The organism is Streptomyces sp. NPDC090108 (genome assembly GCF_044747185.1).
Taxonomy (GTDB): domain Bacteria; phylum Actinomycetota; class Actinomycetes; order Streptomycetales; family Streptomycetaceae; genus Streptomyces.
Map to the genome: position 1 here is coordinate 370,434 of NZ_JBIVDQ010000007.1, position 20,203 is coordinate 390,636.

General features: G+C 73.4%; 19 protein-coding genes and 1 tRNA gene. 9 read left to right on the forward strand and 11 right to left on the reverse strand.

Annotated features, from left to right (window positions below):
• The first annotated feature begins 23 nt into the window (after nucleotides 1-23).
• The 4 genes from ACIPRD_RS25690 (at nucleotide 24) to ACIPRD_RS25705 (ending at nucleotide 3,945) form a co-directional block, all read left to right on the forward strand.
• Nucleotides 24-1,640 carry an FAD-dependent oxidoreductase gene (locus ACIPRD_RS25690; protein WP_401566250.1) on the forward strand — a complete coding sequence of 539 codons (1,617 nt, stop codon included), beginning with the start codon at nucleotides 24-26 and terminating at the stop codon, nucleotides 1,638-1,640.
• A gap of 196 nt (nucleotides 1,641-1,836) precedes the next feature.
• A complete protein-coding gene (locus ACIPRD_RS25695) occupies nucleotides 1,837-1,971 on the forward strand; it encodes a hypothetical protein (protein WP_401566253.1) in 135 nt (44 codons plus the stop codon).
• A 238-nt stretch (nucleotides 1,972-2,209) separates the two neighbouring features.
• Nucleotides 2,210-2,662: a phospholipase gene (locus ACIPRD_RS25700; protein WP_356400085.1), complete on the forward strand. Its 453-nt coding sequence runs from the start codon at nucleotides 2,210-2,212 to the stop codon at nucleotides 2,660-2,662.
• A 227-nt stretch (nucleotides 2,663-2,889) separates the two neighbouring features.
• The gene (locus ACIPRD_RS25705) at nucleotides 2,890-3,945 is read left to right on the forward strand and encodes a PAC2 family protein (protein WP_401566256.1); all 1,056 of its coding nucleotides are present in this window, start codon (nucleotides 2,890-2,892) and stop codon (nucleotides 3,943-3,945) included.
• A gap of 166 nt (nucleotides 3,946-4,111) precedes the next feature.
• Here ACIPRD_RS25705 and mshC read toward each other — a convergent pair whose 3' ends face one another.
• The 4 genes from mshC to ACIPRD_RS25725 all read right to left on the reverse strand — a co-directional run bounded on the left by mshC (nucleotide 4,112) and on the right by ACIPRD_RS25725 (nucleotide 7,633).
• Complete coding sequence (mshC, locus tag ACIPRD_RS25710) at nucleotides 4,112-5,341, reverse strand: cysteine--1-D-myo-inosityl 2-amino-2-deoxy-alpha-D-glucopyranoside ligase (protein ID WP_356400081.1); 1,230 nt, start codon at nucleotides 5,339-5,341, stop codon at nucleotides 4,112-4,114.
• 117 nt (nucleotides 5,342-5,458) lie between these two features.
• Complete coding sequence (locus ACIPRD_RS25715) at nucleotides 5,459-6,301, reverse strand: SCO1664 family protein (RefSeq protein WP_356400079.1); 843 nt, start codon at nucleotides 6,299-6,301, stop codon at nucleotides 5,459-5,461.
• Nucleotides 6,265-6,855 (reverse strand): DUF3090 domain-containing protein, encoded by a 591-nt coding sequence (locus ACIPRD_RS25720; RefSeq protein ID WP_356400077.1) that lies wholly within the window; start codon nucleotides 6,853-6,855, stop codon nucleotides 6,265-6,267. Before ACIPRD_RS25720 ends, ACIPRD_RS25715 begins: the two co-directional genes overlap by 37 nt.
• Before the next feature lie 91 nt (nucleotides 6,856-6,946).
• Entirely contained in the window at nucleotides 6,947-7,633 is a 687-nt protein-coding gene (locus ACIPRD_RS25725; RefSeq protein WP_356400075.1) for a histidine phosphatase family protein, read from the reverse strand.
• A 147-nt stretch (nucleotides 7,634-7,780) separates the two neighbouring features.
• Between ACIPRD_RS25725 and corA the strand changes: the two genes are divergently transcribed.
• Nucleotides 7,781-8,776 carry a magnesium/cobalt transporter CorA gene (gene corA / locus ACIPRD_RS25730; RefSeq protein ID WP_356400073.1) on the forward strand — a complete coding sequence of 332 codons (996 nt, stop codon included), beginning with the start codon at nucleotides 7,781-7,783 and terminating at the stop codon, nucleotides 8,774-8,776.
• A 22-nt stretch (nucleotides 8,777-8,798) separates the two neighbouring features.
• Here the strand turns inward: corA and ACIPRD_RS25735 are convergent, their stop codons facing one another.
• Together ACIPRD_RS25735 and ACIPRD_RS25740 are read right to left on the reverse strand one after the other, a co-directional pair.
• On the reverse strand, nucleotides 8,799-9,587 hold the full coding sequence (locus ACIPRD_RS25735) for a ferritin-like domain-containing protein (RefSeq protein WP_401566263.1): 789 nt from the start codon (nucleotides 9,585-9,587) through the stop codon (nucleotides 8,799-8,801).
• Nucleotides 9,588-9,794: 207 nt separating this feature from the next.
• Nucleotides 9,795-10,850, reverse strand: coding sequence for an LLM class F420-dependent oxidoreductase (locus ACIPRD_RS25740; protein WP_401566265.1), 1,056 nt, complete (start codon nucleotides 10,848-10,850; stop codon nucleotides 9,795-9,797).
• A 163-nt stretch (nucleotides 10,851-11,013) separates the two neighbouring features.
• Here ACIPRD_RS25740 and ACIPRD_RS25745 point away from each other — a divergent pair, with 163 nt between their 5' ends.
• Nucleotides 11,014-11,997: an aldo/keto reductase gene (locus ACIPRD_RS25745; protein WP_356400069.1), complete on the forward strand. Its 984-nt coding sequence runs from the start codon at nucleotides 11,014-11,016 to the stop codon at nucleotides 11,995-11,997.
• A complete protein-coding gene (locus ACIPRD_RS25750; RefSeq protein WP_401566267.1) occupies nucleotides 11,994-14,480 on the forward strand; it encodes a helix-hairpin-helix domain-containing protein in 2,487 nt (828 codons plus the stop codon). Before ACIPRD_RS25745 ends, ACIPRD_RS25750 begins: the two co-directional genes overlap by 4 nt.
• Nucleotides 14,481-14,767: 287 nt before the next feature.
• On the opposite strand, the gene ACIPRD_RS25755 is transcribed toward ACIPRD_RS25750, so the two are convergent.
• Nucleotides 14,768-15,475 (reverse strand): hypothetical protein, encoded by a 708-nt coding sequence (locus ACIPRD_RS25755; RefSeq protein WP_401566270.1) that lies wholly within the window; start codon nucleotides 15,473-15,475, stop codon nucleotides 14,768-14,770.
• Between the two features lie 47 nt (nucleotides 15,476-15,522).
• On the opposite strand from ACIPRD_RS25755, the gene ACIPRD_RS25760 reads away from it, so the two are divergent.
• A complete protein-coding gene (locus ACIPRD_RS25760) occupies nucleotides 15,523-15,711 on the forward strand; it encodes a DUF5703 family protein (protein WP_018549191.1) in 189 nt (62 codons plus the stop codon).
• Between the two features lie 83 nt (nucleotides 15,712-15,794).
• Here ACIPRD_RS25760 and ACIPRD_RS25765 read toward each other — a convergent pair whose 3' ends face one another.
• The 3 genes from ACIPRD_RS25765 to ACIPRD_RS25775 form a co-directional block, all read right to left on the reverse strand.
• Entirely contained in the window at nucleotides 15,795-16,943 is a 1,149-nt protein-coding gene (locus ACIPRD_RS25765) for a chaplin (RefSeq protein ID WP_401566272.1), read from the reverse strand.
• A gap of 136 nt (nucleotides 16,944-17,079) precedes the next feature.
• Nucleotides 17,080-17,313 carry a chaplin ChpH gene (gene chpH / locus ACIPRD_RS25770; protein ID WP_356400060.1) on the reverse strand — a complete coding sequence of 78 codons (234 nt, stop codon included), beginning with the start codon at nucleotides 17,311-17,313 and terminating at the stop codon, nucleotides 17,080-17,082.
• A gap of 228 nt (nucleotides 17,314-17,541) precedes the next feature.
• On the reverse strand, nucleotides 17,542-18,867 hold the full coding sequence (locus ACIPRD_RS25775; protein WP_401566275.1) for a M20/M25/M40 family metallo-hydrolase: 1,326 nt from the start codon (nucleotides 18,865-18,867) through the stop codon (nucleotides 17,542-17,544).
• Between the two features lie 201 nt (nucleotides 18,868-19,068).
• On the opposite strand from ACIPRD_RS25775, the gene ACIPRD_RS25780 reads away from it, so the two are divergent.
• Nucleotides 19,069-19,153 (forward strand) — tRNA-Leu (locus tag ACIPRD_RS25780).
• Between the two features lie 76 nt (nucleotides 19,154-19,229).
• Here the strand turns inward: ACIPRD_RS25780 and ACIPRD_RS25785 are convergent.
• Nucleotides 19,230-20,186, reverse strand: coding sequence for a hypothetical protein (locus tag ACIPRD_RS25785; protein WP_356400056.1), 957 nt, complete (start codon nucleotides 20,184-20,186; stop codon nucleotides 19,230-19,232).
• Between the last annotated feature and the right edge of the window lie 17 nt (nucleotides 20,187-20,203).

Consider the following 20,203-nt stretch of genomic DNA (forward strand, 5'->3'; position numbering starts at 1 on the left):
CTGACGAGGAGTAAGTACCCGACATGACCAGTCCCACCACCCTGAAGTCCGTGCCTGCCCTGGGGACGCACCCGGCCTCCGGCTCCCGTGCGAGCCGCGCCGAGACCAGGGAGCAACTCTCCAAGGCGTCGTACGACCTTCTTGTGATCGGCGGCGGCATCCTGGGCATCTCCACCGCCTGGCACGCCGCGCAGTCCGGTCTCAGGGTGGCGCTGGTCGACGCCGGCGACTTCGCCGGCGCCACCTCCTCCGCCTCCTCCAAGCTGCTCCACGGCGGTCTGCGCTACCTGCAGACCGGCGCGGTGAAGCTGGTGGCGGAGAACCACTTCGAGCGCCGTGCGGTCTCCCGCCAGGTGGCCCCCCACCTGGCGAACCCGCTCACCTTCTACCTCCCCGTGTACAAGGGGGGCCCGCACGGCGCGGCGAAGCTCGGCGCGGGCGTGTTCGCCTACTCGGCGCTGTCCGCGTTCGGCGACGGCGTGGGACATCTGCTCTCCCCCGCCAAGGCGGCGCAGGACGTGCCCGAGCTGCGCACCGAGAACCTCAAGGCCGTGGCCGTGTACGGCGACGACCAGATGAACGACGCCCGCATGGCGCTGATGACGGTCCGCGCGGCGGTCGAGGCGGGCACGGTCGTCCTGAACCACGCCGAGGTCACGGGGCTGCGCTTCACCCGCGGCCGGGTCACCGGTGCCGAGCTCAAGGACCGGCTGTCAGGTGAGGAGTTCGGCGTCAACGCCCGCCTGGTGCTGAACGCGACCGGCCCCTGGGTCGACCACCTGCGCCGGATGGAGGACCCGCACGCGGCGCCGTCCATCCGCCTGTCCAAGGGCGCGCACCTGGTGCTGAAGCGCACCTCGCCCTGGAAGGCGGCGCTGGCGACCCCGATCGACAAGTACCGCATCACGTTCGCCCTGCCCTGGGAGGACATGCTGCTGCTCGGCACGACCGACGAGGAGTTCGAGGGCGACCCGGCGGACGTCGCGGTCGACGACAAGGACATATCCCAGATACTCGACGAGGCCGCGTTCTCCGTGCGCGACCAGCAGCTGAGCCGGGATCTGATCACCTACGCCTTCGCCGGTCTGCGGGTGCTGCCGGGCGGCCCCGGGAACACCGCGAAGGCCAAGCGCGAGACCGTGGTCACCGAGGGCAGGAGCGGCATGCTGTCCGTGGCGGGCGGCAAGTGGACGACGTTCCGGCACATCGGCCGTACGGTCATGAAGAAGCTGGAGGAGCTGCCGGGCCACCCGCTGGGGGAGGACTTCGAGCCGGTCTCCTCGCTGCCCAAGCGGCTCCCGCTGCCCGGTGTCGCCAACCCGCGCGCGGTGGCCCACCGGCTGCTGGTGGACCGTCCGGCGCCCGGCCCGCGCATGGCCGCCGACACCGCCCGGCACCTGGCCACCCACTACGGTTCGCTGGCCTTCGACATCGCCCGCCTGGCGAACGAGAGCCCGGAGCTGGCCGAGCGCGTCCACCCCGACGCCCCAGAGATCTGGGCCCAGGTCGTCTGGGCCCGCGACCACGAGTGGGCCGAGACGGCGGACGACGTCCTGCGCCGCCGGACGACGCTGACCATCCGCGGTCTCGCCACGGACGAGGTCCGCGCCGGCGTCCAGGGCGTCCTCGACAACAGGTGACACGTGCGCCGGGCCGCCCCCGCGGCGGGCCCGGCGCGCGGCTGCGGCACGGCCCCGGGCACGCACCGGGTCCGGAACGGACGGCAGGGGCGGTCCCCCGGTGGGGACCGCCCCTGCCGTGCGTCCGCCCCTCCCCCATGCGTCCGCCGCTCCCCCGCACGGCGGGCGCGCGCCGCCCGGTGATACGTATGTGCGCGTGGACATCGATCAGGTGGAACCCGGCGCGGCACGGGACCTCGGCGCCCCGTTCGGCGGGACGACCGCTGAGCCCGGGTTCGCCGGCTGGGTGCGGCACTGGGCCGGGGACAGGGAGTGGTTCGACGCGGTGTGAGGACATCGAGGGCATCCCGCGGCGGCGCCACCCCGCCGCGGCCGGTGCGCCGTTCGTCCCGCCGTCCGCTCGCCGGCCGTGGATTCGCCACGCTTTCGCCTCAACTCCGTGATTTTTCCGTGAAGTTGCCGCTGATACAGCAGTGATTGAAGGAATGAAGTGTGACGCGTGATGGGCATCGTCATTGTCATGAACCTGCTGCCCATGGGACGGGCGGCAGTCCTCATGGAGGTGTGGGATGCACCGCAGAGTCGCCACCGGTCTGGCCGCCACGGCCCTGGCCCTCGTCACCGTCACCGCGACCGCGACCGCCGCGAGCGCGGCGCCCGCCGACAAGCCGCAGGTGCTGTCCGGGTGGACGCAGACCAGCGCGTCCAGCTACAACGCGTGGGCCGCCGCCCGCGCCAACCAGGGGGCCTGGTCCGCCTACGGGTTCGACTGGTCCACCGACTACTGCTCCGACTCCCCCGACAACCCCTTCGGCTTCCCCTTCGCCACGTCCTGCGCCCGGCACGACTTCGGCTACCGCAACTACAAGGCGGCCGGCACCTTCAGCGCCAACAAGTCGCGCCTGGACGACGCCCTGTACGCGGACCTGGAACGCGTCTGCGCCGCCTACAGCGGTGCCACGAAGTCCAGCTGCGACGGCACGGCGTGGACCTACTACCAGGCCGTGAAGGTGTTCGGCTGACGGGTCCCCGGACGGGCGCGGGGCCGGACGCGGGAGCCGCCGCCGTCCGGCCCGGCGACACGGCCGTGACGTGCGGTGCACACGGCTCCCCGCTCACCGGGGGTGTTCCGGGCACGTGATCGGGGCAGTGATCCGTCCGTGCCCCCGCGTGAGGGGGCTGCGGTAGCCCCCGTCGGACGCCGTAAGGTGGGGACGTCAAGCGAGGGCACGTCGGAAGGAGGCACTGGGTGATCGAGCTGGAGGGGGTTCCCGAGCTGATCGACCCAGTCATGGTGGCCGCGTTCGAGGGCTGGAACGATGCCGGCGACGCCGCCTCCACGGCGGTCGCGCATCTGGAACGCGAGTGGAAGGGCGAGGTGTTCGCGGCGCTGGACGCCGAGGACTACTACGACTTCCAGGTGAACCGCCCCACGGTGTTCATGGACGGCGGCGTACGCAAGATCACCTGGCCGACGACCCGGCTGTCGGTGGTCAGGATCGGCGGCGAGAAGCCGCGCGACCTGGTGCTGGTGCGCGGTATCGAACCGTCCATGCGCTGGCGGTCGTTCTGCAACGAGCTGCTGGGCTTCGCGCACGAGCTGGGTGTGGAGCTGGTGGTCATCCTGGGCGCCCTGCTAGGGGACACTCCGCACACGCGCCCGGTGCCGGTCAGCGGAGTCACCTCGGACCCCGACCTGGCCCAGCGCATGGACCTGGAGGAGACCAAGTACGAGGGCCCCACGGGCATCGTCGGCGTGCTCCAGGAGGCGTGCACGCACGCGGGTGTCCCCGCGGTGTCGCTGTGGGCCGCCGTGCCGCACTACGTCTCCCAGCCGCCCAACCCCAAGGCCACGCTCGCGCTGCTCAACCGCCTGGAGGACCTGCTCGACCTGCGGGTCCCGCTGGGCGAGCTGCCCGAGGACGCGCGTGCCTGGCAGGTGGGCGTGGACCAGCTGGCCGCCGAGGACAGCGAGGTCGCCGAGTACGTCCAGACGCTGGAGGAGGCCCGGGACACCGCCGAGCTGCCGGAGGCGTCGGGCGAGGCGATCGCCCGCGAGTTCGAGCGCTACCTGCGGCGCCGGGACGTCAGCCCGCCGGGCGGCCACGCGACGGCCGAGGGCGGGGAGGGCGGCTCCTTCCGCCGTGACGCGCCGGGCGGCCGCGGCCGGACCGCGAGGCCGCCGAAGCCGGAGGCGCCCGGTGCGCCGGGGACGCCGGACGCGGCGGGGACGGCCGACACGCCGGACACCCCTGACACGCCGGACACGCCGGAGGACGGCGGCCGGGGTACCTCCGAGGACTGAGGGCGCCTCACGGGACCGGACCTCCCCGGAGCCGGGGACGCCGGACGGACCTCCCGGGAACGCCGGACGGACTTACCGGAGCCGGGGACGCCTTACGGGACCTGACGCCGAAGGGGCGGTACGCATCACGCGTACCGCCCCTTCGGCGTTCAGATCCGTACCCGCGTCAGAGGGCCACGCCCAGCAGGGCGTCCACGGTCCGGCCGACCAGGCCGGGGGCCGCGATGTCGGTGCCGCCCTCCTGCTCCTGCCGGGCCGCCCAGCGGTCCACCGCGGCGAGCGCGGCGGGCGCGTCGAGGTCGTGGGCGAGGGCCTCGCGGACCTCCTCGACCAGCGCGTCGGCGGACGGGCCGTCGGGGCGGGAGACCGCGGCGCGCCAGCGGCCGAGCCGCTCGACGGCGTCGCTCAGCGTCCGGTCGGTCCACTCCCAGTCGGAGCGGTAGTGGTGGGCGAGCAGGGCGAGACGGATGGCGGCCGGGTCCACGCCGTCGGCGCGCAGCCGGGAGACGAAGACGAGGTTGCCGCGGGACTTGGACATCTTCTCGCCGTCCAGGGCGACCATGCCCGCGTGGACGTACGCCTGGGCCATCGGGAACTCGCCGGTGAGCACCTGGGCGTGCGAGGCGCCCATCTCGTGGTGCGGGAAGGCGAGGTCGGAGCCGCCGCCCTGGACGTCGAAGCCCATGCCGAGGTGGTCGAGGGCGATGGCCACGCACTCGATGTGCCAGCCCGGCCGGCCGCGGCCGAGCGAGCCGCCGTCCCAGCTGGGCTCGCCCTCGCGGGCCGCCATCCACAGCATCGGGTCGAGCGGGTTCTTCTTGCCCGCGCGGTCCGGGTCGCCGCCGCGCTCGGCGGACAGCAGCCGCATCGCGGCCGCGTCCAGGCGGGAGACCTCGCCGAAGTGCGGGTCGGCCTCGACGGAGAAGTAGATGTCGCCGTCCAGGTCGTAGGCCGCGCCGAGGTCGCGCAGGCGCTCCACGAGCGGGACGATGCCGGGTATCGCCTCGACGGCGCCGACGTAGTGCCGGGGCGGGAGCATCCGGAGGGCGGTCATGTCCTCGCGGAAGAGGGCCGTCTCCTTCTCGGCGAGGGCGGTCCAGTCGACGCCGTCGCGCTCCGCGCGCTCCAGCAGCGGATCGTCGACGTCGGTGACGTTCTGGACGTAGTGAACCTGCCGCTTGGTGTCGAGCCACACGCGCTGAACGAGGTCGAACGCGTTGTAGGTCGCCGCGTGACCCATGTGGGTCGCGTCGTACGGCGTGATGCCGCAGACGTAGATACGGGCGACGGGACCGGGGGTGAGGGTGACGAGGCCGCCGGTCGCGGTGTCGTGGATCCTCAGGTCGCGGCCCTGACCAGGCAGGGCGGGGACCTCGGAAGCGGGCCAGGCATGCATGTACATGAGCCTAACCGGCCGCGAGCCGCGTCCACGAACCGGACCGGTCCGGATGGCCGGACAGGCGTGCTTGCGCGCGGGCGCGGCGGCTGCTCGCGCCCGCGGCCGTGCGGTCGGTCACACCGGCGGCCAGGGGATGGCCGGCCAGTCGCCGAGCGGCTCCGGGTGGACACCGGAGGCGAGCAGCGCGTCGACCCGTGCGGCCGTGGCCCGGATCTCGGCGGGGCTGATCAGCGGGGCGAGGCGGGCGGCCAGCGCGCCGCCGTCGGCGAGGCCCTCCCGCAGCCTCCCGAGCACGCCGACGGCGTCCTCGGTCAGGGGCTCTCCGGCCCATCCCCACAGCAGGGTGCGGAGCTTGTTCTCGACGTTGAAGGTGACCCCGTGGTCGATGCCGTACAGGTGTCCGGCGGCGGTGGGCAGCAGGTGGCCGCCCTTGCGGTCGGCGTTGTTGATCACGGCGTCCAGGACGGCGAGCCGGCGCAGCCGTTCGTCGTCGGCGTGCACGAGCAGCGCGGTGCGGCCCTCGCCGACCTCGGCGAACCCGATCGCCTTCCAGCCGGGTTCCGGCTCCTCGGCGTCCACCAGCGCGAGGAGTTCCGCCTCGGCGTCCACGTCGATCCACAGCTGGCACATGCCCTCGCCGTACGGCCCCTCGCGCAGCACGGTGGGCGGTACGAGCCCCCAGCCGGTGGCGTCGGAGACCTCCCAGGAGGCGACCTCGCGGCCGGCCAGGGTGCCTTCGGGGAAGTCCCACAGGGGGCGTTCCCCGGCCACCGGCTTGTACACGCAGCCGGCCTCCCGGCCGTCGAGCGCGACCGTGCAGAACAGCGCCGCGTTCGACGCCTCCCGGATCCGGCCGCGTACGGTCAGTTCACCGTGGGCGAGCAGTTCGGCGGCCGCGCCGGCCCCCGCGTCGGCGGCTGTCACGCTCCGCGGCGGTATCCGTTCTGGCGCGGGCATACATGTCCTTCCGGGTCGAGCGGGAGGCTGCACAGCGGGCACGGCGGCCGCCCGGCGTTGACGACGTCGAGGGCGCGCTTGGCGAAGGCCCGGGCCTGCGCGCCGGTCAGCCGGACCCGCAGCATGGGGGGCCCGTTCTCCTCGTCCTGGAGCAGCCGCTCCTCGGCCTCGGCGAGGTCCTCCTCGGTCTCGGCGTCCAGCTCCACCAGGGCCTGCGCCTCGACGATCATGCGCTGTTCCTCGCCGTCCCAGGCCAGGGCCATGGTGCCGACCCGGAACTCCTCCTCGACGGGGGTGTCCAGCGGGGCGGTGTCGGCGATCTCGGTGGGGGCGACGGCCGGGACGGCGGCGTTGCCGCCGCTGCGCCGTACGACCTCGTCGAGCAGTTCGTCCATGCGCTCGGCGAGCGCGGCGACCTGGGTCTTCTCCAGTGCCACGCTGGTCACCCGGGGGCCCGCGACGGCCTGGAGGAAGAACGTACGGCGTCCGGGCAGTCCGACGGTGCCCGCGACGAAGCGGTCCGGCGGATCGTAGAGGAACACCTGACGGGACACGTCCTGTCTCCATGGGATTCGAGAGGTTCGGCGGAGCGGGGCACTGGTGCGCGCGACCGAGTGGATCGCTTCACCCTACTGCGGCCGTGGATCACGGTGCGCCCGCACCGCCCCCGACCGGTGCGTCGTCCTCGGGGGACGTCTCGCGCGGGGCGAGGGAGGCGAGGTCCCCGGTGTCGCCGAGGCGGACGAGGTAGGGGCGCAGCCGGGTGTAGCGGATGGCGGTGACGGAGCAGGGCTCGACGGAGATCCGCTGGAACAGGTCGAGGTGCAGGCCGAGGGCCTCGGCCACCAGGGACTTGATGATGTCGCCGTGCGAGCACATGAGGTAGACGGCGTCGGGGCCGTGGTCGCGCTCCACGCGCGCGTTCCACTCGCGTACGGCTTCGGCGGCGCGGGTCTGCATGGCCCGCATGGACTCACCGCCGGGGAAGGCGGCGGCCGAGGGGTGGGCCTGGACGACCTCCATCAGCGGTTCGTCCTTGAGCTCGGCGAGCTTGCGGCCGGACCAGTCGCCGTAGTGGCACTCCCCGATCCGTTCGTCGGTGTGGGAGCGCAGTCCGGGCCGGGCGTCGAGCAGCGGCCGGACGGTCTCCTGGCAGCGCTGGAGGGGGCTGGTGACGACCTCGGCGAGCGGCAGCGCGGCCAGTCGTCCGGGCAGCGCGGCGGCCTGCGCGGTGCCGCGCTCGTCGAGGGCGACGCCGGGCGTCCAGCCGGCGAGCAGTCCCGCGGTGTTGGCGGTGGAGCGTCCGTGCCGGACGAGGATCAGCGTGGGCATGCGGCCCAGCGTAGACGGGCCGCGGGCGGTGCGGACCGGCCGGCGTTCCGGCGTCCGTGGCCGTCGGGTGGCGGTCCGGTGTCCGTGCGGTGACCGGTTCTCCAGGCCCGTGTGCGCGGCGGCCCGCGGAGCGGGACAATGCACCCCGTGATCTTCGACTGCGCCATCTACCGTGAGGGACGCCGGAGCGGGACCTCCGAGGACCCCGTCAAGGCACTGGCGCAGGCGCGCGCCGCGGAGGACGAGTTCGTCTGGATCGCGCTGCACGATCCGGCGCCGGAGGAGTTCGACCGGGTCAGGAAGGCGTTCGGGCTGCATCCGCTGGCGGTGGAGGACGCGTTGAAGGCGCACCAGCGTCCGAAGCTCGAGGTGTACGACGACTCGCTGTTCATGGTGGTCAAGCCGGTGTTCTACGAGCACGAGAGCGACACCGTCTCGGCGGGCGAGGTGATGGTCTTCGTCGGTGACGCGTTCGTGGTGACCGTGCGGCACGGCGAGGTCTCACCGCTGCCGGACGTGCGCAAGCGGCTGGAGGCGGATCCGGAGATGCTGCGGCACGGGCCGACGGCGGTGCTGCACGCGGTCGCGGACGCCACGGTCGACGCGTATCTGGAGGTGGCGACCGAGCTGGGGTCGGACCTGGACGACCTGGAGGCCCAGGTGTTCTCCCCGGCGGACGCCGGTGCGCGCGACACCGCGTCGCGGATCTACATGTTCAAGCGTCAGGTGCTGGAGTTCCGCAGGGCCACGGCGCCGCTGGCGGTGCCGCTGACCCGGCTGGCCGGCGGGTCGTCGGGGGCGGGTGTGCCGTTCGTGGACGAGGGGTCGCGGCCGTTCTTCCGTGATGTCGGCGACCATCTGACCCGGGTGAACGACACGGTGGAGAACCTGGACCGGCTGGTCTCCGACATCCTCTCGGCGCATCTCGCGCAGATGGGGGTGCGGCAGAACGACGACATGCGGCGGATCTCGGCGTGGGCGGCGCTGGCGGCGATCCCGACGCTGCTCGCGGGGCTCTACGGGATGAACTTCACGCACATGCCCGAGCTGCACTTCTACTGGGGCTATCCGGCGGTGCTGGCCGTGATGCTGGTGGTGGACGTGCTGCTGTACCGGGGTTTCAAGCGGCGCGGCTGGCTGTAGCGCGGCCGGGCGTGGCCGCGGCTCAGGCGAACTCGGCCGCGGCGGGCGCGGGGCCGCCGAGCGCGTCGCGCCGTTCCGGCATGGTGAGGGAGACCATCCGGCGCCAGCCGGCCAGCCGTTCGTAGGCGTACTGCGCGTGGATGCCCGCGGTGAGGGCGGCGGCCCTGGCCCGGGGCCAGCCGAGGATGCGTCCCATGCGGGTCATGACGGCGAGGCTGACGTCGCGGTGGACGCGGATCTCGGCCAGCGCGCACTCGCGCAGGACGCGCTGGATGAGGGGGCCGTGGCCGGCGTGGGCGAGGCGGAGCAGTTCCTCGTGGCAGTAGGCGAGGTGGTTGTCCTCGTCGTGGGCGATCATCCGCACGGCGCGTCCGACGTCCGGGTGGTCGCCGAAGTACCTGCACAGCAGGTCCATCTGTTCGGAGGCCCGCTGCTCGGTGACCCTGCTGTGGGCGAGGTAGGTGATGACGTCCTGTTCGCTCAGCGGCCGCTCGGCCGCCAGCTTCTCGTGGGCGAGTCCGATGCCGTGCCGCTCCAGGAGCATCGTGTAGTCGGTCTCGGGCGGGATCTCGACGGGCCGCAGGCCGCGCTTGCGCAGCAGCGCGTGGAAGATCCGCCCGTGCTTGTCCTCGTCGGCGCCGTGCCGGGCGATCTTGGGGGCGAGCGCGCGGGCGCTCGGCGGCACGAGCGCGGCGATGCGCCCGTTCTCCCAGCCTCCCTGGGACTCGCCGCTGGCGGCGATGGAGCAGAAGAGCTGGAAGGACGCGTCGTTGTCGAGGATCTCCTGGAACAGACTCTTGGCCGAAAGCATCGTGCCCGCCTCTCTGCAGAACTCCGCAAAGAACAGTTCAAGTGCGGGCGGAGGGGGGCCGCAACAGCAGTGCGGGGCCACTCGGCCGAAAGGAGGAGCGCGGGAGTCGTAACCGGCGGGGTGCCCGGCGCGTTGTTCCGCGTGACGGCCGTGGCGGGGAAGACCCCCGAGCCCCCACCACGGCCGCGGAACTTCTGTGCGGCGCCGCTACGCGAGGCCGGCGCGCTCCAGGGCTTCGACGCCGGCCCTGAGGGAGGCGAGCCGCTCGTCGAGGGTGAAGCCGGCGGGGGCGAGGCTGAGCGTGGTGACGCCCGCGGCCGCGTAGGCCTTCATGCGGTCGGCGATGCGGTCGACCGAGCCGAGCAGCGTGGTCTTGTCGATGAGGTCGTGCGGGATCGCCGCGGCGGCGCCCTGCTTGTCGCCGGCCAGGTACTTGTCCTGGATCTCGGCGGCCTCCTTCTCGTAGCCCATGCGCTGGGCGAGCTGGTTGTAGAAGTTCTGCTTGCGGCTGCCCATGCCGCCGACGTACAGGGCGGTGTAGGGGCGGAAGGTGTCGGCGAGCCGGGCCACGTCCGCGTCCGCGCCGAGGGCGAGCGGGACGGTCGGGCAGATGTCGAACCCGTCGAGGGTCTTGCCGGCCTTCTCGCGGCCCGCGCGCAGGTACCTGACCGCCGTGTCCTCCAGGTGTTCGGCGGAGGGGAAGATGAGCAGCGCGCCGTCGGCGATCTCGCCGGTCTGCTCCAGGTTCTTCGGGCCGATGGCGGCGATGTAGAGCGGGATGTGCTCGCGCTCCGGGTGCACGGTCAGCTTGATGGGCTTGCCGGGGCCGCCGGGCAGCGGCAGCGTCCAGTGCTCGCCCTCGTACGACAGCCGCTCGCGGCTCATCGCCCTGCGCACGATCTCCACGTACTCGCGGGTGCGTGCGAGCGGCTTGTCGAACTTGACGCCGTACCAGCCCTCGGAGACCTGCGGGCCGGAGACGCCGAGGCCGAGCCGGAAGCGGCCCTTGGACAGCGAGTCCAGCGTGGCGGCGGTCATCGCGGTCATGGCCGGCTGGCGGGCCGGGATCTGGAAGATGGCCGAGCCGACGTCGATCCGCTCGGTCTGTGCGGCGACCCAGCTGAGCACGGTGGCCCCGTCGGAGCCGTAGGCCTCGGCGGCCCAGCACACGGCGTAGCCCAGCCGGTCGGCTTCCTGAGCCACGGCCAGATTGTCCGCGTCCATCCCGGCGCCCCAGTAGCCGAGGTTGATACCGAGCTGCATGGCCGATTCCCCTTACCGGTGAGTAACGTTGTGGTGTCGCAGACACTAGCGTGGTGAGGCCCGCACCGGCAGGGGCATCCGCCGGCCAAACCTGCTTCCACAAGGCAGTTCCGTTGTCCACAGGCAACACACGGCAGCAGCTCTGGCCAGTAATCTCGCGGACATGGAGCAGAGGCATCTCGGCCGTACCGGCCTGCGCGTGTCCCGGATCGGACTCGGCACCCTCACCTGGGGCCGGGACACCGAGGAGCACGACGCCGCGGACATGCTGAAGGCGTTCTGGGAAGCCGGCGGCAATCTCGTCGACACCGCCGACGTGTACGGCGACGGCGAGGCCGAGTATCTGCTCGGGCGGCTCATGGACGGCCTCGTGCCGCGCCGCGATCTGGTGATCTCCACCAAGGCGGGCAGTGTCCCCGATCCCGACCGCCGGTTCGACGGCTCCCGCGGCCATCTGCTCGCCGCGCTCGACGCCTCCCTCGCCCGCCTCGGCACCGACCACGTCGACGTGTGGCACGTCCACGCCTACGACCCGGACACCCCGCTGGAGGAGACGCTCCAGGCCCTGGACCTCGCGGTGAGCAGCGGCCGCGCCCGGTACGCGGGAGTCTCCAACTTCTGCGGCTGGCAGCTCGCCAAGGCCGCCACCTGGCAGCTCTCGGCGCCGGGCACCCGCACCCGGCTCGCCAGCACACAGCTGGAGTACTCACTGCTCCAGCGCGGTATCGAGCGCGAGGTGCTGCCCGCCGCGCTCGACCTCGGCGTCGGCCTGCTGCCCTCCTCCCCGCTGGGCCGCGGCGTGCTCACCGGCAAGTACCGGCAGGGCGTCCCCCCGGACTCGCGCGGAGCCTCCGACCATCTGTCGCTGTTCGTCGAGCCCTACCTGGACGACACCGCGAGCCGCATCGTCGACGCGGTGACGACGGCCGCCGACGGCCTCGCCGTCACCCCGCTCCAGGTCGCCCTCGCCTGGGTCCGCGACCGGCCGGGGGTCACCGCGCCCGTCGTGGGCGCGCGCAACGCCCAGCAGCTCACGGCGGCATTGTCAGTGGAGGCCCTTAGTCTTCCTGGGGAGATCTGCCGGGCGCTGGACGACGTGTCTGCGCCCGTGCACCGCTATCCCGATCACGACTGGAGCACGCTGTGAGCACGGAGCCGGAGACCACGGAGAACGCCGGGCCGGGGACACCGGAGACCTCGGCGACCCCTCCGGCCGAGGAGCCGGCGACGGCTGCCGGGGGCGACGGGACGGCGGACGCCGGGGACACCGGGCACATCGGGGATCCGGAGACCGCGGGTGACGGCACGGCGGAGGCCGAGGACCCGGACGCGGGTGACGGCTCGTCGGAGGACGGGACCGCGGAGCACTCCGGGGACACCGGGGGCGAGGCCGCCGGGACCGTGGCCGACGAAGCCGACGGGGGCGCGGGGGACGACGCCGCCGGTGACCTGGCCGGCGAAGCCGCCGAGGCCGCGGAGGCCGCGAGGGACGACCTCGGGGACGCGGGGGGCGAGGCCTCTGAGAACGAGGGGGGCGGGGCCGCCGGGGACGCCGGAGGCGAAGACGCCGGTCAGCGGTCCGAGGCCGAGGCGGAACTGGCGGCCCAGCGGCTCGAACGCGAACGCATCGAGCGGCGGAAGGCGGAGAAGCAGGGACCGGTCGCCGGCGGTACGAAGCTGAGCGGCAAGGCGGCCGATCTGCTCGCCGCGGTCCGGGCGGTGGAGAGCGGTGAGAAGCCGGCCGCCACGGTCTTCGCCGAGCCCCCGGCCCCGCGCCGCCCCGCCCCGGAACCGGAGCGCCCGCCGCGCCCCGCCCCGGCCGCCGTCACGCCCGCCGGCCCGGCCCCGGAAGCCGTCGACGCGGTACGGCAGGTCCTCGCGGGCGCCGGCGCTCCCGACACCCTGGCCCCCCAGGTGGCCGCGGCACTCGGCGAGGGCGCCGGCACCGTGCTGCGGGAGGACCCCTGGATGCTGCTGCGGGTCCCGGGCGTACGGCCGGACCAGGCCGACGGTTTCGCGCGGGCGCTGCTCGGCGCGGCCTGCGGCCCGGACGACGAGCGGCGGGGCCGCGCCCTGACCGTCTGGCTGCTGGAGCAGGCCGCGCTGGCCGGCCACACGGCGCTGGAACTCCCGGCCCTCACCGCCGCCCTGGCCCAGCGGGCCGTACCGGATCCGGACGAGGCCGTGCAGAGCGCCATCGCCGAGGGCGAGGCGCTGGTCTTCCAGGACGCCCTGGAGGAATCCGGCGCACCGGCCCGGCAGCAGAACGCCGACCGCACCGGTCACGGCGACGGTGACAGCGGCGACGAGGCCGAGGAGGACGCCGACGGCGAGGAGGAGCGGCCGGTCCGCGTACTGCTCGGCCTGGAGCGGTACGCGCTCGCCGAGGAGAGCCTCGCCGACGGTCTGGCCCGTCTGGTCAACTCCGTGACCAAGGAGACCGCCGGACCCTGGGAGACCATCGCGGCCGGCGCCCCCCGCCAGGCCGCCGAGCTGGTGCGCGCGGTCGCCGGGCACGGTCTGGTGCTGCACACCGGCGGTGAGGCGGCCCGCTCCGAACCGGCCGCGCTGCTCGCCGCCGCCCGCGCCGCGGGACTGCGGGTGTTCGCCGCCTGCCACGCGCCGGACGGGAGCCGCCGCCTGGCCGCGTCCGCGGGCGACGCCGAGGTCTCCCCCGCCGTCGGCACGGTCACCGGTCTCCTCACCGGTGCCGAGGGACCCGGCCGGGACGCCGACGGAGCCCTGGACCTGGACCTGCTGGTCGTGCTGGACGCGCCGCAACTCGACGTGGAGGGCGCGGCGATGCTCGTGGAGTCGCTGCCCGACGGAGCACGGCTGGTGCTCAGCGGAGACCCGGCGGTGCTGTGGTCGGCCGGACCCGGGCGTGTCTTCGCCGACCTGCTCGCGGCCCGCGCCTGCCCGCAGATCGCCTCCCGCACCCCCGACCCCGGCCCGCTCGGTGAGCTGGTGTCGGGCATCGGGGCCGGTGAGCTGAACCAGGTCCAGGCGCCGGGCAAGGAGATCGTCATCGTGCCCGTGCGGGACGCCGGCGAGGCCGTGCACCGCACCACGCAGCTGGTCGCGGACTCGGTGCCGCGCGCCATCGGCATCCCGGCCGAGCGGACGGTGGTGATCACCCCGGGCCACGGTGGCGCCGTCGGCACCCGCGCGCTCAACACCGCGCTGAAGGAGCGTCTCAACCCGGGCCCCGGCCGCTTCGGCGGCTTCGACCCCGGCGACCGGATCGCCTACTCCCCCGCCCCGGGCCGTACGCTGCCGGGCCGGGTCGTGCGGGCCGACGCGGACGGGCTGCACCTGGAGTGCGCGGGTGCTGCGGTGGTCGTACCGCGGGAGCGGGTGGAGGGGTGTGTACGGCACGGCTGGGCGCTGACGGCGCACCAGGCGGCGGGCGGCCGCTGGCCGGCCGTCGTGGTGGTGCTGCCCGGCGACGCCGCGCAGACGCTCAGCAGGCCCTGGGTGTACACCGCGTTCGGCCGCGCCGAGCGGCACCTGTCGGTGGTGCACGGCGTGGAGCAGGCGCTGCCGAAGGCCGTGGCGGAGAAGCCCGCCCGCCCGCGCACGACGCGTCTGCGGACGCTGCTGCGCGCGCAGGTCCCGGCGGCGGACTGACACCGGTTCGGTCCCGGGGCCCGGTCCTCGGGGGCCCGATCCGCGGGAGGCCGGTCCTCCGGGGTTCGGTCCCCCGGAATCCGGTCGGTCCTCCGGGGAGCCGGGCCCCTGGAATCTGGCCCTCCGGGGAGCCGGGCCCCCGGCCGTCCGGCCGCCGGTCGGAGTGGGCCGCCGGGGCCGAGTGGGCCGCGAAAGAGAACGGCGGTGCCGTACGGCTCTCAGCCGTGCGGCACCGCCGGTCCCGTGACGTCACCGGATGCCCGGCGCGTCACCTCGGGTTCACGAGGTCAACGGCCGGAGTCCGACGGTGCCGGGCCGCCGTCCCCCGCCTCGCCGTCGTCCTCATCGTCGTCGTCATCGTCATCGTCGTCGTGATCGTGGTCGTGGTCGTCGAAGACCGCGCTGACGTCGAACCGGCACACCACCAGCTGCGGGTCGACCTGCTCGAACGGCGCGGCCAGCCACTCCCCGGGCTCGGCCGGTTCCTCGGCGGCGGTGACCCAGAGCGTGGAGTCGCCCTCCTCCAGTCCGAACTCCTTGTGCCGTGAGGCGATCTCGTCCGGCTCGAACTCGCCGAACAGGATGCCGAGCGCGCCCGGGACCGTGTTCGCGACGTCGTCGTCCGCGCCCAGGGCCTCTTCGAACTCCGCAGCCTCCACCCGCTGTGCCTGCGCCAGCAGCCGCTGGGGCTCCGCCACGGCGTAGTCGCGCCGGATCAGCACGCTGATCGCGTGTGGCTCGTCGGGGCCCGCGTAGGGGGGCAGCGAGTCGTCCGCGCCGGGGATCTCGAAGGGGGTGACCTCGTCGTAGCGGTCGTAGAGCAGCTCGTCGTACACCTCGGCGGCCGCGGCCAGCTGGTTGAACGCCTCGTAGACGGCCGGGTCCTCGTCCCCCGACCTGCGTTCGACAGCCGCCAGGTGGCGGTCGAGCGCGGTCTTGATCGCCTCGGCGGCGGCGCGTACCTCGGCAGCGGTGGGCTGCGCAGCATCAGACATAGTGCAGACGCTATCCGTACCGGGCACCAGCCCGCACAATAGATGCGATGCCGGAATACGAATTTGTCGACGTGTACGTGCCTCGCGGGGTGACCCGCAAGGAGGCCACACGTCTGCTGACGGACCATGCCGAGTACGGACACTGGGAGTTGGACCGACTGAGCCTGCTCCGCGACGGCAGCCGCAGAGTGCGGCTGCGCCGGCGGATCATCCGCCAGGTGCGCGCCACGTGGTGAAGCAGGACGCGTGAACGGGAAGGGCCCCGCCGGTGAAGGCGGGGCCCCTCCGTTTTCCGGGCCGCTGCGGCTCGGTCGCGGACCTAGTCGCGGACGCGGGACTTCCGGTACAGCACCGCGCCGGCCAGCACCGCGCCGACGCCCGCGGGCAGTGCGAGGCCCAGCGGCAGGTCGCCGCCGGTGTGGGCGAGCTGTGCGCCGCCCGGGGACGAGACGGACGCGCCGCCGCCCGGCGTCGAGACGTGCTGGGAGCCGTGCGGGGTGTGGCCGCCAGTGGCGGGCGGGGTACCGGGCTGACCCGGAGTTCCCGGGTTACCGGGCTGCCCAGGAGTACCGGGCGTGCCCGGAGTACCGGGCGTGCCCGGAGTACCGGGCGTGCCCGGAGTACCGGGCGTACCCGGGTTGCCGGGCTGACCAGGGGTGCCGGGCTGGCCCGGAGTTCCGGGGGTCCCGGGGTTGCCCGGGTTGCCCGGAGTCCCCGGCGTGCCGGGGTGGCCCGGGTGACCGGGGTGGCCCGGATGCCCAGGTGTTCCCGGGTTGCCCGGGTGGCCGGGATGCCCAGGGTGACCCGGCGTCCCCGGATTGCCGGGGTGACCCGGATGCCCAGGGTGACCCGGCTCACCGGGGTGCCCGGGGTGACCAGGCTTCCCCGGGCACTCGGGGTGACCGGGGTGGCCCGGATGACCAGGCGTCCCCGGGTTGCCCGGGTGGCCGGGATGCCCCGGGTGACCCGGCGTCCCCGGATTACCGGGGTGACCCGGATGGCCCGACGTGTGTCCGTTGCCGCAGTCGTTGCCCGTGGTGCCGTTGCCGATTCCGATGATGTCGACGCTGTTGCCGCACGCGTTCACCGGGATGTCGACCGGCACCTGAATGGTGTTCCCGGAGCCGACCCCGGGTGAGCGCGAGGTGTGGCCGCCCGCGTGCGCGCCCCCGGAACCGCCGTGCGCTCCGGAGCCGCCGTACCCGCCGTGCCCGGCACGCCCGCCGGTGTTCGCGCACGCGTTGCCCGCCGCCGGATTGAGCAGACCGACGACGTTCACCGTGTTGCCGCAGACGTTCACCGGCACGTGCACCGGTACCTGGGCCGTGTTCCCGGACAGCACACCGGGCGAGCCGGTGGCGGAGCCGGCCGCGCCGGCGGCGGCGTAGGCCTGGCCCCCGCCGGCGGCGGCGATCACGCCGGTCGCGGCCGCCATGGTCATCAAGCTCTTGCGCGTACTGTGTCGCATGGTGCGTTCCCCCCTGCTTCCCCTGCCTTCGTTACGGAAAAGGCCGGTCGGCCCCGGAGCGCATGGCACGCACTCCGGGGCCGATGGCTCATAAGAGGCACCCCTTCGGGACAGGCGGCCCCGCGGGGAGCCGGCGTCAGTCGTTGACGCAGGTGTTGCCGAAGGCGGGGTTCAGGAGCCCGATCACGTTGACCGTGTTGCCGCAGACGTTCACCGGGATGTGGACCGGGACCTGGATGACATTGCCGGACAGGACACCCGGGGACTGCACGGCGGCACCCTGGGCACCCGAGTCGGCGACGGCGAGACCCGCACCGGCCAGAACCAGACCACCGGTGGCGGCCGCGGCAGCGACGACCTTCTTGATCATTACTTCCTCCTCGTTGGCAAAGCGACCCCAAGGTGCGGGATCGCATCACCTGTAACGAGGGAGGAGTAATGGAGCTACGAGCGTATGGTCACATTCACCCTTCTCAGTGGGGCTCGTACGGGCGGCCGATTAGCCGCCCCTCCCGGCACACACCCGGCACACACCCGGTGCACGCCGGGACGCACCCGACGCGCGCCCAGCCCGCACCCAGCACGCGCCCGGCGGCCCTCAGGACGCGTCGAGGAACCGGTCGAGCACGCGGACGCCGAACCGGAGTCCGTCCACCGGCACCCGCTCGTCGACGCCGTGGAACATGCCGGCGAAGTCCAGCTCCGGCGGCAGCTTCAGCGGCGCGAAACCGAAGCCGCGGATGCCGAGGTCGTCGAAGGACTTGGCGTCGGTGCCGCCGGAGAGCATGTAGGGGATGGCCTTGGCGGTCGGGTCCTCGGCGAGCAGCGAGGACTGCATGGCCGCCACGAGAGGACCGTCGAAGTCGGTCTCCACCGCCTTGTCGGTGTGCACGTCCTCGCGCCGGACGTGCGGGCCGAGGAGCCGGTCGAGGTCGCCGAGGAACTCCTCCTCGTAGCCCGGCAGGAACCGCCCGTCGATGTGCGCGGTGGCCTCGCCGGGGATGACGTTGACCTTGTAACCGGCGTTCAGCTGGGTGGGGTTGGCGGTGTTCGACAGGGTCGCGCCGATGAGCTTGGCGATGCCGCCGAGCTTGGCGAGGGTCGACTCCATGTCCTCGGCGTCCAGTTCGAGGCCGAGCGCGTCGCCGAGTTCGTCGAGGAAGGCCCGGGTGGTCTTGGTGACCCGTACCGGGAACCTGTGCCGGCCGACGCGGGCGACGGCCTCCGACAGCTCGGTGATGGCGTTGTCGCGGTGGATCATGGACCCGTGCCCGGCGGTGCCGGCCACGGTGAGCTTCATCCAGTGCATGCCCTTCTCGGCCGTCTGGATGAGGTAGAGCCGCCGCTGCTCGTTCACGGTGAACGAGAACCCGCCGACCTCGCTGATCGCCTCGGTGACGCCCTCGAACAGCCCGGGGTGGTGGTCGACGAGGTACCGGGCGCCGTAGGTGCCGCCCGCCTCCTCGTCGGCGAGGAAGGCGACGACGACGTCCCGCGGCGGCTTGCGGCCGCTCCTGAGCCGGTCACGGACGACCGCGAGGGTCATCGCGTCCATGTCCTTCATGTCGACGGCCCCGCGGCCCCACACGCACCCGTCGGCCACCTCGCCGGAGAAGGGGTCGTGGGTCCAGTCGGCCGCGTTGGCGGGGACGACGTCCAGGTGGCCGTGGATCAGGAGCGCGGGCCTGGACGGGTCCTCGCCCTCGATGCGGGCCACGGTGGAGGCCCGGCCCGGGTGCGACTCGAAGATCTCCGGTGCCAGCCCGACCTCGGCGAGCTTCTCGGCGACGTACTCGGCGGCCTTGCGCTCACCGGGTCCGGAGTGGTCGCCGTAGTTGCTGGTGTCGAACCGGATCAGCTCGCGGCAGAGGTCCACGACCTCGTCCTCGCCGGTGACGCCCCTGGCCGTGTCCGTCTCGCTCACGCTGCTTCCTCCCGCTGTCACTGCTGGTGGTCCCCTTCATCCTGCCCCCGTGACCGCGCGGACCCAAGACCGGGACCGGCCCGTCACGCGCCGTTCACGGGGAACCGGCCGCGGGAACGGGGGGTGATCAGACACCCTCGAAAGCCTGGTAATGTTCTCTTCGTCGCCGCAAGGGAAACCGAGCGAAACGGCAAACACCTGGTCCGGGTGGCGGAATGGCAGACGCGCTAGCTTGAGGTGCTAGTGCCCTTTATCGGGCGTGGGGGTTCAAGTCCCCCCTCGGACACTTACCGGAAGAGCGGATGAAGACCCCAGGGTCTTCATCCGCTCTTCTGCGTTTCTCTTCCGCACCTGCCTTCCGGTCAGGGGACGGGCGGGGTGAACTGGCGGGTGGCGGTGAAGGCGAGCCGGGAGAACAGGGTGCCCGAGAAGCCGAACAGCAGGGCGAAGGCGAGGGCCAGCGGCGCGGCGGGACTGTCCCAGGAGTTGTCCAAGAAGACCGGTCCGAGGAGGTTCAGGTCGGGGTCGGCGAGCATGCGGACCAGCAGCAGCCCGCCCACCGCGGCGAGCGCGCCGCCGACCGGGGCCAGCACCAGCACCCCCCACGACCTGGGGCGTTCGGGCTGCGGCCGCAGGACCCCGATGACGGGTGACAGGAATCCGCCGAGGGCGCCGAGCAGCATGGTGAGCTGGTGGTCGAGGGCCAGGCCGAGGGCGATGAGCACGCCGACGCCGGTCGTGGCCAGCCACAGGGCCACGCGCTGCTGCTCGAACTCGGCGGCGGTCTCGGCGTCCTCGCGCGCGTGGAGGCGTTCGACCGCGCCGACGAGCAGGGCCCGCGCCTGCGGCCCGGAGGCGGGGGCGGCGGCCAGCGCGGTGGCGAGCCGGGCGTCGTCCGGATGCGCGGAGTCCGCGAGCCGCAGCCTGAGCGACTCCAGGAGTACGGCCGTCTCCTCGTCGTTCTCCAGCCGCAGCAGGCGGCATTCGGCGGTGTGCAGGACCTGCCGGGCGGAGGCGAGTTTGGACAGCGGGATGGCGACGACACCGGCACGCGGCAGCAGTTTCCAGACCACGGTGCCGAGCCGTTCGAGGTCGTCGAGACGCTCGGTGACGGCGGCGAGGGCCGCCTCGGCGACCGGCCCGTCGTGCTCCGCCGCGAGGGCGCGGGCCCGGGAGCGGCAGTCCCGTACGCGGCCGGTGAGGTCGCGGTAGCGCGGTGCCGCGATCAGGCCCCGGCTGGTGATGAAGACGACTCCCAGGTAGACCGCGCAGGCGATCAGCAAGGCCTGGTTGCCGCTCTGCTGCAACTGTCCGGGCACTCCCCGTCCCCTCCCCT